This is a genomic window from Pseudomonas urmiensis, assembly GCF_014268815.2.
Taxonomy (GTDB): Bacteria; Pseudomonadota; Gammaproteobacteria; order Pseudomonadales; family Pseudomonadaceae; genus Aquipseudomonas; species Aquipseudomonas urmiensis.
This window is the reverse complement of sequence record NZ_JABWRE020000001.1, coordinates 2,622,079-2,635,025: the sequence shown is the minus strand read 5'-3', so window position 1 is coordinate 2,635,025 and position 12,947 is coordinate 2,622,079. Positions and strand designations below refer to the sequence as shown.

Below are 12,947 nucleotides of genomic sequence, written 5' to 3'. Positions count from 1 at the left end.
AAGGCTGGGAAAGCGCAGGAGAAGGTTGGCCGCAGGCCTAATCGCGAGCCTTGGCAATCCGCTTGCCAGCTTGCTGCGCCACTTCCAGCGCCTGGCCATCGCGCTGCTTGCCTTGGCGAGCCTGGCCCATCAGTTGCGGGATCAGCATGCCCTCGGGCAAGTGCCGCCAGAACCTGCCCGGCATGTGCAGGCGCAGGGCATCGGGGTTGAGCCGGGCCGGGTTGAAGGTGTGTCGGTAGTAGGTGCGCCACAGCTCTGCGCCAGGGTCTTCGGCATGCCGCGCCCACTGGCGCCACTGCTCTGGGCACTGACGACGGTAATCCAGGGTTTGCCCATCGAAGCGCACAGCGTCGCGATCGGTTGCGATCAGCCAGCGCTGGCGGCCGAGGCGATCGGCGAAGTGGCTGCTGGCACTTTCGAGGATGTCGTGCGCCGGTTCATGGTAGGCGACCAGGTCAAGCTGCAGCTGCTCGGCGAGCAGTGCTGGAAGCGGTACGAAACGCACGAAGGCGTGCAGGTGGTGGGCTTCGCGGCTGACCTGCTTGATCCGCCGGTGCAGTTCGCTACCTAGGCGATCACCTGCGAGCATGGCAGTGCGGTCGCCGTGGGCAACCCGCCAGAGCACCTCATAGAGCAGGTTCCAGCGCTGCTCGCCGTGGTAGCGGCCCGCTTGCTCCAGCTGGCTCAACAGGGCCGCCGGTACTTTCGCTTGGAATGGCCCACGGCCTTCTGGTAATGGCCTCGGCACGGCGAGCAAATCGTCGATCGGACCTTGTGCCCAGCTGACCTGGGCGGGGTCGATGCCGTGGCTGAGCAGCGTGCGCGCCTGTTCGCGCCACAGGGCAAAATGGTTGTCGCAATCGAGCGCGATCATCCCCACAGCCCCATCTGCACCGGGGCCTGCGGTTCGCGCAGGCGTGCGCGCAACAGGCCGCTGCGCAGCTCGGCTTGAGCCGGGCGGTAGTCACTGGTGACGATGAATGGGCGAGCCTTGTCCAGCACACACCGCAGCTGGATCAGGTCGTCATAGCGGATGCGCCGTTCCCGGCGCAGCGCCACCAGCCGCTGCACGCTGCGCAGACCGATGCCGGGGATGCGCGCCAACAGCGCAGGTTCGGCGCGGTTCACATCAAGCGGGAATACCTCTCGGTTGGCCAAGGCCCAGGCAAGCTTGGGGTCGATGTCCAGATCCAGGTTGCCTGCCTGGCTCAGTAGCTCGCCGGCCTTGTAGCCATAGCCGCGCATCAGGAAGTCGGCCTGGTACAGGCGGTGCTCGCGCAGCAGCGGCGGGGCTGCCAACGGCACGCTGTTGGGGCTGTCGGGTATCGGGCTGAAGGCCGAGTAATAAACGCGCTTGAGGCCATAGCCCTGGTACAGCGATTCGGCATTGCCCAGCAGGGTGCGGTCATCGGTGTCGTCGGCGCCGACGATCACTTGGGTGCTTTGTCCCGCCGGGGTGAAGCGCGGTGCACGAGGTTCGCCAGCTACTGCCAGCTGGCCTTGCTGGATGGTGCCCATGGCCTGGCGGATGGTATGGGCGTGCTTTTCCGGAGCCAGGCGTTTGAGGCTGGCGTCGGTAGGCAGTTCGACATTGACGCTGAGCCGGTCGGCCAGGCGGCCGGCTTGTTCGATCAGCAGGGGGTCGGCATCGGGAATGGTCTTGAGGTGGATGTAGCCTCGGAACTCGTGCTCCTCACGTAGCAGGCGCGCCACCTCGATCAATTGCTCCATGGTGTAGTCGGCCGAGCGGATGATGCCGGAGCTGAGAAACAGGCCGCTGATGCAGTTGCGCCGGTAGAAATCCAGGGTAAGGCGCACCACCTCCTCAGGGCTGAAGCGCGCTCGCGGGACGTTGCTGGAGCGGCGGTTGACGCAGTATTGGCAGTCGTACAGACAGAAATTGGTCAGCAGTACCTTGAGCAACGAGACGCAGCGGCCATCAGGGGTGTAGCTGTGGCAGATGCCCATGCCATCGGTGGCGCCAAGCCCCTCGCGGCCACGCGAGCTGCGCTTGGGGGCACCGCTGCTGGCGCACGAGGCGTCGTATTTGGCAGCGTCGGCGAGGATGCCGAGTTTGGCGATGAGTTGCATGGGGTCTACTCAAAATACTGAATATTCATACAGTATTTGCAGAAGGGGTTGGATGCAAGTGCCTGTTGTCGTCTGTGTTCGCTTAACGCTGAAAGACGCAGGTCCCGCGATAGCGTCTGCAGGGCCGGCAACGTTGCCTGATAGTGCGCAATCGGGGGCAAGCCCGCTACAGGTTCCGGGGGCTGCAAATGATGCCCGAGTGAATTGCTCAGCTAAGCTTGATTCCAGGCTAAATGTGACGGAGCAGGGCATGGAGAAGCACGCAGAACAGATCGAGGCCCGCTGCGCCTCGTGGGAGAGGACATGAACATCACGATCAAGTCGAAATTGGCGTTGGCCAGCCTGGTCATGGCCTGCGGCCTATTCAATGCCCAGGCGGCAGAGACCAAGCGGGTCGATGTGTTGCTGGTGGGTGGCGGCATCATGAGCTCGACCTTGGCCATCTGGCTCAATGAATTGGAACCGGGTTGGTCGATGCAGATGGTCGAGCGCCTGGACAAAGTCGCCGAGGAAAGCTCCAACGGCTGGAACAACGCCGGCACCGGTCACTCGGCATTGGCCGAGCTTAACTACACACCGGAGAAAGACGGCAAGATCGACATCTCCAAGGCCATCGAGATCAATGAGTCGTTCCAGATCACCCGGCAGTTTCTGGCCTGGCAGGTCAAGAGCGGGGTGCTGAAGAACCCGCGCTCGTTCATCAATTCCACCCCGCACATGAGCTTCGTCTGGGGCGATGACAACATCCGCTTCTTGAAACGGCGTTACGAGGCGCTGCAGGCCAGCCCGCTGTTCCGCCCCATGCAGTACTCCGAGGACCCGGAGCAGATCAAGAAGTGGGTGCCGTTGATGATGGAAGGGCGTGATCCGAATCAGAAATTGGCGGTGACCTGGACGCCGATCGGCACTGATGTGAATTTCGGCGAGATCACCCGCCAGTACGTCGGCTACCTACAAACTCGACCGAATTTCGACTTGAAACTGTCGACCGAAGTGGAGGACATCAGCCGTAACGACGATGGCTCTTGGCACGTCGAGTACAAGAACCTCAAGGACGGCAGCAAATCGGCCACGGATACCAAGTTCTTGTTCATCGGTGCAGGTGGTGCGGCGCTGCCGCTGCTGCAAAAAGCCGGCATCGATGAGGCCAAGGATTACGCAGGTTTTCCGGTCGGCGGCTCGTTCCTGGTGACTGACAACCCGGCCATCGCCAAGCGGCACATGGCCAAGGCCTACGGTATCGCCTCGACCGGTGCGCCGCCGATGTCGGTGCCGCACCTGGACACCCGCGTGCTCGATGGCAAGCAGGTGATTCTGTTCGGGCCGTTCGCCACCTTCTCCACCAAGTTTCTCAAGGAAGGGTCGCTTCTGGACCTGTTTGCCAGCATGTCCACCCATAACGTCTGGCCGATGGTTCGGGTAGGGGTGCGCGAGTTCGATCTGGTGCAGTACCTGATCGGCCAAGTGCTGCAATCGGATGCTGATCGGTTTGACGCACTCAAGACCTACTTCCCCAACGCCAAGCAGGAAGACTGGCGCCTGTGGCAGGCAGGCCAGCGTGTGCAGATCATCAAGAAAGACAAGGATCAGGGCGGTGTGCTGAAGCTGGGTACCGAAGTGGTCGCCGCCAAGGATGGCAGCATCGCCGGCTTGCTCGGTGCCTCGCCGGGCGCCTCGACGGCACCGCCGATCATGCTCGATCTGATGCAGCGGGTGTTCAAGGACAAAATGGCCTCGCCGGCCTGGCAGACCAAACTGCGTGAGATCATCCCATCCTATGGCACGCGGTTGAACGACCACCCAGACATGGTCGAGAAAGAGTGGGCCTATACCAACGAGGTACTGCAACTGGCGGTGCCGAGTAGTGCGCCAACGCCCGTGGCCACGCCCTGATCGTTAGCTTGTTGCGGGCAAGTCGGCACCCGGCTTTGCCCGCAGTCGAGTATCAGGCCTGAGCGGCCACCTCCCACACTTGCTGGCGGAACCATTTGCGTAATGGGTCGGTGTGGGTGCGTTCGTGCCAGATCTGCATGAGCTCGATTGTTGGCAACGGCAAGGGCATGGGGTAAATGCACAGCTCTGGATCACGCTCGACGGCTTCGACCGCCACTGCCCGCAGGCAGGTAAGGAGTAGATCGGTGCCGCGTATCAAGCGGGCCGGCGCCAGGAAGCTGGACAGCCCGGCCACCACCCGCCGGCTGCGCCCTTCAGCGCGCAGCGCGCGGTCGACCAGGCCGTCGAGATCACCGGTCAGGGTGGTCAGCAGATGCTCGCAAGCAAGGAACGCTTCCAGGCTCATGCCTGCGCCAAGGCGTGGGTTGCTGCGTGCGGCCAGCACCACGAAGTCTTCGCTGAGCAGGCGCTGCTGGTGGAAAGTGTCCGGCAAGTCGGTGTAGAAGCCGGCGATGGCCAGGTCGCAGGTGCCTTTTTCCAGGGCTTCGCGTGGCAGTTGGCCACGCGTGTTGTGGGTGATCAACACCAGGTTGGGCGCCTGGCTGCGGATGATCGGCAGCAACCGAGGTAGTAGCGTCTGCTCCATGTAGTCGGTGCTGTACAGATGCAGGCGGGCAGGGCGGGTGAGGAAGTCCTGGCCGTCGCAGCGTTCATAGAAACCCTGTAGATCCTCAACCAGACGCTGCACTTGCGGCGCCATCTCGTGAGCCCGGGGTGTCGGCGTCAGGCCGCGTGGCGCGCGCACGAACAAGGGGTCGCCGAACTGATGCCGCAGTTTGTTGAGCTTATGGCTTAGCGCCGGTTGGCTGAGGGCCATGCGCTCGGCGGCCAGGGTGGCATTGCGCTCTTGATAGAGCACGTGGAATACCAGCAATAGATTGAGATCTTTGTGAGTGATATTCATTTTTTGGATCGCAGGCATAAGCGCTTTCGAATTATCGAATCATAGCGCGCTGGTTAGCATAGGCCCACTGATCGTTACCACTCACTGGGAGGCCCCATGCCTATCAGCATTTTTGCCACCATCTGCCCCAAACCCGAGTATCGCGATGCGCTAGAGCAAGCCCTACGTTCATTGGTTGCCGATTCGCGCGCCGAGCCCGGCAATCTGCGCTACGACCTGTTCGTTCGAGAGGGCGATGAAGTGGCGTTCGAGCTGTTCGAGCTGTACACCGACCACGCTGCCATCGAGGCGCACCGGCAGAGCGCTCACTATCAGGCTTATCGCGCCACTGTCGCCGACTGGCTGGTTAGCGCCCCGCAAGTCCATCTGGCTCGTCCACTGGACACCGCTCCTTTCGCCTAAATCTGGGAAGACTGATGAACAAGACCTCTACTCTGGCGCTGGCTATTGCCGGTGCGCTGTTTGCCGGTGGCGCCGCCGCCGCGCCCAAGGGCGAAGTGCTGGTGCTGCTGTCCAGCGAAAATCAACTGCCGTTGCAACACGCCAAGCAGTACTCCACCGGTTATTACCTCAACGAATTCGGCGTACCAGCCGACCAGTTGTTAAAGGCCGGTTACACGCTGGTGTTGGTCACGCCCAAGGGTAATGCGCCCAGCGTCGATGTACGCTCGGTCGACCCGCAGTACTTTGGCGGTGACGCCGCAGAAATGCAGCGTATCGGCAAGCTGGTGGACAGCCTGCCTGGGATCAAAGACACCCTGTCAGTCAAAGAAGTGCTTGCTGGGGATTTGCATCGTTACGCGGGGCTGTTCATTCCAGGTGGCCATGCGCCGTTGATTGATCTGGCCAATAACCCCGATGTTGGCGCGCTGTTGCGTCATTTCCATCAAGCGGGCAAGCCAACCGCAGCCATCTGCCACGGACCGATTGCGCTGTTGTCTGCCCAGCAGGACCCTGCCAGCTACCAGGCAGCGTTGGCTCGCGGCGATAAACCAGCGGCCAGTAACTGGATCTACCAGGGTTATCGCATGACCATTTTCTCCGACCCCGAGGAACAGGTCTTCGAAGGCTCGCTGAAGGATCAACGGTTGTTGTTCTACCCGGCCAACGCCATGGCTGGCGCGGGAGGCCAGATGAACTACGTCAACGCCTGGACGCCCCACGTGGTGGTCGACCGCGAGCTGATCACTGGGCAGAACCCGTTTTCCGACAAGGCGCTGGCCAAAGCGTTGGTTGAGAGCCTGGAAAAGCGCGGGGGAACTGACTGATTGAGTCTGCTGAACCAGCAGCACGGCGGTGACCTGCAGTTGGTTCATGACAGCCGAACTCTCTAGCTAATGCAGTCCTATCTAAACCTTGGCCTTGCTCGGTTTCGTCAGCCCATCCACCGCCAATACCACCGCGCCGGCCATGATGGCGATGTCGGCGAGGTTGAATACGCCGGTGTGCAGCGACCCGAGATTGAGCACCAGGTAGTCGACCACGTGGCCGTCGCGGGCGACGCGGTCGATCAAGTTCGATATCCCACCCAGGGCGATGAAATACACCGACACCGCCTTGAGCGGTGCGCGTGTCCAGCGCGACAGGGCCCAGCCGATCGCCCAGCAGCACACCACGCCGACGGCAACAACGAAAATCAGTTGCTTCAAACCGGGGGCAAGGTTGGCGCCCAGGCTCAGAAACGCACCCGGGTTGAGGCTCAGGCTCACATCCATCCAGGCGACGCTGTTACCGAAGCTGTAGCTCTGCGCCTTGAGGGCGACCAGTGCGAGCAATTTGATCCATTGATCGAAGATGACGAAGGCGACACCGATGAGCACGGCGACGAGGCGGCTTTGCGACAGCTGGGGCATTGAAGGCAGTCCTTTGCTGCGCCTGGTCGGTTGGAAGTGGCAAGTGGGCGCGCAGCGGCGCGAAGATAGCGCAGGCCGCCCAGCGCGTCTATCCGGCAACCGCCCGGTCGCACAAGCCGAGGGCTAGACTTAAAGCCTTGGGCTGTTGCACAGCACCCGGCAACAGTCGCCATTATCGATCCGACCACCGCCCGTAGCCGCGCGCAGTGGGTGCTCCCTGGCTGACGGTGGCCTTCGCGTAGAGGAGGTCAGGTCATGGACGAGGCAAAGCTGCAAGACTTCATGGGCAAGCTGGTCGGCGACATGGGCGCGGCGGCAACGCTGGCCAATGTCATTCTTGGCGATGAGCTGGGGCTGTATCGGGCCATGGCCGACAGCCAGCCGGTCACGCCCCAGGCACTGGCGCAAAAGACCGGCTGCCACCCACGCCTGGTGCGCGAGTGGCTCAATGCCCAGGCTGCATCCGGCTACATGCGCCACGACAACGGGACTTTCCTGCTGCCAGAGGAACACGCCTTGGCCCTGGCCATCGAAGACTCGCCCGTGTACATGGCGGGCGGGGCAGCGGTGGTGGCGGCGCTGTTTCATGACAAGGACAAGCTGGTGAGCGCCATGCGTGGTGACGGTGGCCTGGCCTGGGGCGATCATCACCCGTGCATGTTCAGCGGCACCGAACGTTTCTTCCGGCCGGGTTATCGCACGTTCCTGGTGGCTGAGTGGCTACCGGCACTCGAGGGGGTAGTCAGTAAGCTTGAGAAAGGCGCGAAGGTGGCCGATATCGGTTGTGGCCACGGCGCCTCGACCCTGGTCATGGCCCAGGCGTTTCCCGCCTCGCGCTTTGTCGGCTATGACTACCACGCGCCTTCGATCCTCACCGCCCGGGAGCGGGCCAAAGAGGCGGGGCTTGAACAGCATGTCGCGTTCGAGCAGGCCACTGCCAAGGACTATCCAGGCCATGATCACGATCTGGTGTGCTTCTTTGACTGCCTGCATGACATGGGCGACCCGGTGGGCGCGGCGCGCCACGCCTATCACGCGCTCAAGGAGAACGGCACGGTGATGCTGGTCGAGCCCTACGCCGAAGATACCCTGGACGGCAATATCAACCCGGTCGGGCGCTTGTTCTATGCAGCCTCCACGTTCATCTGCACGCCGAACTCGCTATCCCAGGAAGTGGGCCTTGGATTGGGTGCGCAAGCGGGCGAGGCGCGGCTCAGGGCGGTGTTCGAGGAGGCAGGCTTCAAGCAGTTCCGGCGTGCGACGCAGACGCCGTTCAACTTGATCCTGGAGGCGCGCAAGTAAGCGCAAGGGAGATGCAGAAGGGGCGCCATGATGGCGCCCCTTCAGTGTGCTGCTTAGGCTTGCGCGTCCCAAGGACGATCGCCTTTTTCATCTTTGACGCGGGTTGGCAGGCCCATCACGTCCAACGCCTTGAGGAACGGCTCAGCTGGCAGCTCCTCGACGTTGACCATGCGCTGCACGTCCCACTGACCGCGCGCGACCAGCAGGGCCGCCGCCACTGGCGGAACGCCGGCGGTGTAGGAGATACCCTGACTGTCGGTCTCGGCGTAGGCTTCTTCGTGGTCAGCTACGTTGTAGATGAACACTTCGCGCGGCTGGCCATCCTTGGTGCCCTTGACCAGGTCACCGATGCAGGTCTTGCCGGTGTAGCCCGGGGCCAGCGAGGAGGGGTCAGGCAGCACGGCCTTGACCACTTTCAGTGGCACCACTTCCAGGCCTTCGGCGGTCTTGACCGGTTGCTCGGAGAGCAGGCCGAGGTTCTTCAGCACGGTAAACACATTGATGTAGTGCTCGCCGAAGCTCATCCAGAAACGCACGTTGGCAACGCCCAGGTTCTTCGACAGCGAGTGCACTTCGTCATGACCGGTCAGGTACAGGTTCTGCGAACCTACTACCGGCAAGTCGTCGGTGCGCTTGACCTCGAACATGGTGTTGCTGGTCCATTGGCTGTTCTGCCAGCTCCAGACTTGACCGGTAAACTCGCGGAAGTTGATTTCCGGGTCGAAGTTGGTGGCGAAGTACTTGCCATGGGAACCGGCATTGACGTCGAGGATGTCGATCGAGTCGATCTGGTCGAAATACTGCTGCTGTGCCAATGCGGCATAGCTGTTCACCACACCCGGGTCGAAACCGACGCCGAGAATGGCGGTAATGTTCTTGTCTTGGCACTCTTCGAGGTGTTTCCACTCGTAGTTGCCGTACCAGGGCGGAGTCTCGCAGATCTTGCCCGGTTCTTCGTGAATGGCGGTGTCAAGGTAGGCGACACCGGTATCGATGCAGGCACGCAGCACCGACATGTTGAGGAAGGCGGAACCCACGTTGATCACGATCTGCGATTCGGTTTCGCGAATCAGCGCTTTGGTCGCCTCGACATCGAGTGCATTGAGCGAGAAGGCCTGGATGTCGGCGGGTACCTTGAGGCTACCCTTGGCCTTGACGCTGTCGATGATGGCCTGGCATTTGGAGATGTTCCGCGACGCAATGGCAATACGACCGAGTTCGTCGTTATGCTGCGCGCACTTGTGGGCCACCACCTTGGCGACACCTCCTGCACCAATGATAAGAACGTTCTTCTTCAATTTATCCCTTGCTCCTTACTAAATGGCCTGTCTTACGACAGGCTCGAAACGTAGTCTTCAAAACCGAACTCGCGCACCACTTCGACGCTGCCGTCGAGTTGCTTGACCACGATGGACGGCATCTTCAGACCGTTGAACCAGTTTTTCTTGACCATGGTGTAGCCGGCCGCGTCAACGAACGACAGGCGATCGCCGATGGCCAGCGGACGCTCGAACTGGTACTCGCCGAAAATGTCGCCGGCCAGGCACGATTTGCCGCAGACCATGTAGGTGTGCTCGCCATCGTTGGGGGCCATCTTGGCGTCGAGGCGGTAGATCAGCAGGTCGAGCATGTGCGCTTCGATCGAGCTGTCGACCACGGCCAGGTTCTTGCCGTTGAACAGGGTGTCGAGCACGGTCACTTCGAGCGAGGCGCTCTGGGTGATGGCGGCTTCGCCCGGCTCCAGGTAGACCTGCACGCCGTATTTCTCGGAGAAGCCCTTCAGGCGCGCGCAGAACTCATCCAGCGCGTAGTCGGCGCCCGTGAAGTGGATACCGCCGCCCAGGCTGACCCACTCGACCTTGTGCAGCAGATGGCCGAAGCGCTCTTCGATGTGCGCCAGCATCTTGTCGAACAGGCTGAAGTCGCCGTTCTCGCAGTTGTTGTGGAACATGAAGCCGGAGATCTGCCCGATGACCTTCTCGATCTTCTCCGGGTCCCACTCGCCGAGGCGGCTGAACGGCCGCGCGGGGTCGGCCAGCAGGTAGTCGGAGCTGCTCACCTGCGGGTTGACGCGCAAGCCGCGGACCTTGCCTTCGGACTGCTCGGCAAAGCGCTGCAGCTGGCCGATCGAGTTGAAGATGATCTTGTCGCAGTTGACCAGCATGTCTTCGATTTCATCGTCGGCCCACGCCACGCTGTAGGCGTGGGTTTCGCCGGCGAACTTTTCGCGGCCGAGCTTGAGCTCGTAGAGCGAGGACGAAGTGGTGCCGTCCATGTACTGCTGCATCAGGTCGAACACCGACCAGGTGGCGAAGCACTTGAGTGCCAGCAGGGCCTTGGCCCCGGAGTTTTCGCGCACGTAGGCGATCTTCTCCAGGTTGCCCAGCAGCTTCTGTTTGTCGATGAGGTAATACGGCGTCTTGATCATTTAAAGGCCCCCGGCCAGGCCGGCCAAAAAAAGGACACGCATTGTGCCTTCCCGCGCCGCATATCGAAAGGGTCGAAGACGCATTTCGTCTGAGTTGCGTAACACATTGCTACTGCGGTGCCAGCAGTGGAGCAGAGCAATGTGACCATCCTAATCGTGGCACCGGCCTGAGCCGTGAGAATCCGACCGGTGCAAAGAATGAACCTTCGTCGAAAATCTCCAGTCGCACCTTGTACCTTCACGCAAAAAGGACGTTCACGATGAAAGCACTGACTCGACTGTTCACAGGCGTTGCCTTGGTTGGCGCACTCGGCGCGAGTGCGGCCTGGGCTGACCAGCCTGGCGCTGACTGGAAGGTCACCAAGGATCAGGCCGAAGCCAGCCTCAAGGCTGCGGGCTACACGCAGATCACCAAGATCGAGGCCGACGATGGCCATTGGGAAGGTGAGGGGATGAAGGCCGATGGCATGAAGTATGACTTCCATGTCGATCCGCACACCGGCAAGATCACCAAGGATGAGATGGATCACTAAACACCCGCTGGCGGCTAACCGATTGTGCGGTGGTGTTGTTTTGCCCGTGCCTGGCACGGGCTTTTTTTGCCTGGGCAAGCCCACTCCCACAGGCTTCGCCCTAGCGTTTATGGCCGGCGTTGAGTCAGAGCAATACAACCTCCAAGTCCACGCGCAACCTTTAGCAGCGGGCTTGCCCGCGAAGAGGCCAGTGCAGCCATGACATCACTCAGGACACGTCGCCAGCCAAGCCTGAATCTGTTCCAAGGTAGCGGTAGCACCGCCACACACTACGACCATCACCTGCTTATAGTTGGCCAAAGCTTGAGTGTTATAGGCCAACGCCAGCGCCGCCCCACAGGCGGGCTCTACCAGCAGCCGGTGATCGAGCAAGAACCGCTCGCAGGCCTGCAGCGCTTCGCGGTCACTGACCAGATGACTCTCGACCGGGTGAGTGCGCAGGCACTCCATCGCCTGTTCCGCTACACGTTTGGCGCCAAGCGAGGTAGCCACCGACGCGATCCGCTCTAGCGCTACTGTGTGCCCAGCCTGCGCCGCAGCGTGCAATGAGGCGGCACCTTGGGTTTCGACTGCCAGCACCGGCACATCCTGCCAGCCATTGCGCTTGAGCCCCTCGACGACGCCGCTGAGCAAACCACCGCCGCCGACCGACAACACCAGCGCATCGGGCTTGAATCCCGCCTGGGCAACTTCATCGATCATGCTCGCGTGGCCGGCCCACAGCAGTGGATCGTCGAACGGATGGATGAAGGCGTCGTTCGGCCCGATCAAGGTTTGCGCCAGTTCGTTGGCCTCCTGCCAGGAGCCGCCATGTACCAGCACTTTGGCATCTTCCAGGCGCAGCAGCTCCTTAGCGCGTTCGGTGGTGGTTTCTGGCACCACCACGGTCACCGGTACGCCCAGCAGACGCCCGGCATAGGCCACTGCCAGGCCAGCGTTGCCGCCTGAGGAGGAGACAAAGTGGCGCGCGCCACGAGCGTGGTGGACTTCACAGGCGTGGCCCACCCCGCGCAGCTTGAACGAGCCGCAAGGCTGCAAGGCATCGAGCTTGAGCCAGACCGAGCGGCCAGCAGCCAGCGACAGGGGGCGTGATTCAAACAGCGGGGTGTGGATGTGCAAGGGCATGGCGGTCTCCGTGAAGTCAGTCGTCACGAGCAGCGGACGAGGTTTCGCCACGCAATTGCTCAAGGTAGTTGTAAACGGTGTAGCGGGTCACACCGAGCGCTGCGGCGGCTTTTTCCACGCCGCCTTTGACGATGAACAGACCGCGCTCTTGCATCACCCGCACGGCCTCGACCTTGGCCTGTTTGTTCATCCGGGCGTGACCGCAGGACTGCAGCGCGTTGGCAATGATCTCGGCCATCAGCACGCTCATGTCGGCTGGATCGTCAGCTGGCAGGGGCGTGCTCAAGACCTGATCCGCGCCCAATGGCTGCAGTTGCCGGAGGAACTCAAGGGCGGCATCCAGGCCACTGTGGTCGACATTGACGCACAGGCTGGCGAACGGATGCCCTTCGCTGTCGCGCAGGATAGCGGTGGCGCTGCGCAGGCTGCGGCCTTTGAGGGTGGTGGGATAATCAGGCAGGACTACCGGCTCGCAGCCTGGCGTGTGCGCGGCGCGCATCAGCGCCTGGAAGCCTTGATCCTGCTCGGGTGCAGCGAGAATCGGGCTGCCGACGGCGCGTCCGGAAAGGTGGCCATTGACGATTGCCACCACCGATTGCTCGGGCTGGTCGAGGTCGTGCAGGAGAATCTCCATGTTGCGCCCGGCAACGCTGCCGATCGCGGCGATAGCAGCCTTGAGCGTAGACAGGACCAGTTGGCGTTCGCGTTGGAGGTGAGTGACGGACATAAGTTATTCAACAAAATGTTATTTTTATACA

13 protein-coding genes are annotated in these 12,947 nt (G+C 61.8%); 5 read left to right on the top strand and 8 right to left on the bottom strand.

The features are described 5' to 3' along the window. Nucleotides 1–37 precede the first annotated feature (37 nt). The gene (locus tag HU737_RS11680; protein ID WP_186555131.1) at nt 38–880 is read right to left on the bottom strand and encodes a TIGR03915 family putative DNA repair protein; all 843 of its coding nucleotides are present in this window, start codon (nt 878–880) and stop codon (nt 38–40) included. Continuing rightward, nucleotides 871–2,091, bottom strand: a complete 1,221-nt coding sequence (locus HU737_RS11675) for a putative DNA modification/repair radical SAM protein (protein ID WP_186555132.1) — start codon at nt 2,089–2,091, stop codon at nt 871–873. The genes HU737_RS11680 and HU737_RS11675 overlap by 10 nt, the downstream gene beginning before the upstream one ends. 303 nt (nt 2,092–2,394) lie before the next feature. Here HU737_RS11675 and mqo point away from each other — a divergent pair, with 303 nt between their 5' ends. After that, the gene (gene mqo, locus HU737_RS11670) at nt 2,395–3,984 is read left to right on the top strand and encodes a malate dehydrogenase (quinone) (RefSeq protein WP_186555133.1); all 1,590 of its coding nucleotides are present in this window, start codon (nt 2,395–2,397) and stop codon (nt 3,982–3,984) included. A 52-nt stretch (nt 3,985–4,036) separates the two neighbouring features. Here mqo and HU737_RS11665 read toward each other — a convergent pair whose 3' ends face one another. Further along, complete coding sequence (locus HU737_RS11665; protein ID WP_186555134.1) at nt 4,037–4,948, bottom strand: LysR family transcriptional regulator; 912 nt, start codon at nt 4,946–4,948, stop codon at nt 4,037–4,039. A 96-nt stretch (nt 4,949–5,044) separates the two neighbouring features. Between HU737_RS11665 and HU737_RS11660 the strand changes: the two genes are divergently transcribed. Next, entirely contained in the window at nt 5,045–5,350 is a 306-nt protein-coding gene (locus HU737_RS11660; protein WP_186555135.1) for a putative quinol monooxygenase, read from the top strand. Nucleotides 5,351–5,364: 14 nt separating this feature from the next. Next, complete coding sequence (locus HU737_RS11655; protein WP_186555136.1) at nt 5,365–6,216, top strand: type 1 glutamine amidotransferase domain-containing protein; 852 nt, start codon at nt 5,365–5,367, stop codon at nt 6,214–6,216. A gap of 81 nt (nt 6,217–6,297) precedes the next feature. On the opposite strand, the gene HU737_RS11650 is transcribed toward HU737_RS11655, so the two are convergent. Beyond that, nucleotides 6,298–6,801, bottom strand: a complete 504-nt coding sequence (locus HU737_RS11650; RefSeq protein ID WP_186555137.1) for a signal peptidase II — start codon at nt 6,799–6,801, stop codon at nt 6,298–6,300. 255 nt (nt 6,802–7,056) lie between these two features. Between HU737_RS11650 and HU737_RS11645 the strand changes: the two genes are divergently transcribed. Further along, nucleotides 7,057–8,103 carry a class I SAM-dependent methyltransferase gene (locus HU737_RS11645; RefSeq protein ID WP_186555138.1) on the top strand — a complete coding sequence of 349 codons (1,047 nt, stop codon included), beginning with the start codon at nt 7,057–7,059 and terminating at the stop codon, nt 8,101–8,103. Between the two features lie 53 nt (nt 8,104–8,156). Here the strand turns inward: HU737_RS11645 and HU737_RS11640 are convergent, their stop codons facing one another. Together HU737_RS11640 and HU737_RS11635 are read right to left on the bottom strand one after the other, a co-directional pair. Then, nucleotides 8,157–9,401: a saccharopine dehydrogenase family protein gene (locus tag HU737_RS11640; RefSeq protein ID WP_186555139.1), complete on the bottom strand. Its 1,245-nt coding sequence runs from the start codon at nt 9,399–9,401 to the stop codon at nt 8,157–8,159. 32 nt (nt 9,402–9,433) lie between these two features. Further along, a complete protein-coding gene (locus tag HU737_RS11635; RefSeq protein WP_186555140.1) occupies nt 9,434–10,531 on the bottom strand; it encodes a carboxynorspermidine decarboxylase in 1,098 nt (365 codons plus the stop codon). Between the two features lie 260 nt (nt 10,532–10,791). On the opposite strand from HU737_RS11635, the gene HU737_RS11630 reads away from it, so the two are divergent. Continuing rightward, a complete protein-coding gene (locus HU737_RS11630) occupies nt 10,792–11,064 on the top strand; it encodes a PepSY domain-containing protein (protein ID WP_186555141.1) in 273 nt (90 codons plus the stop codon). Between the two features lie 204 nt (nt 11,065–11,268). Here HU737_RS11630 and HU737_RS11625 read toward each other — a convergent pair whose 3' ends face one another. Both HU737_RS11625 and HU737_RS11620 read right to left on the bottom strand, forming a co-directional pair. Beyond that, on the bottom strand, nt 11,269–12,189 hold the full coding sequence (locus tag HU737_RS11625; protein ID WP_186555142.1) for a pyridoxal-phosphate dependent enzyme: 921 nt from the start codon (nt 12,187–12,189) through the stop codon (nt 11,269–11,271). A gap of 16 nt (nt 12,190–12,205) precedes the next feature. Further along, nucleotides 12,206–12,916 (bottom strand): helix-turn-helix transcriptional regulator, encoded by a 711-nt coding sequence (locus HU737_RS11620; protein WP_186555143.1) that lies wholly within the window; start codon nt 12,914–12,916, stop codon nt 12,206–12,208. Between the last annotated feature and the right edge of the window lie 31 nt (nt 12,917–12,947).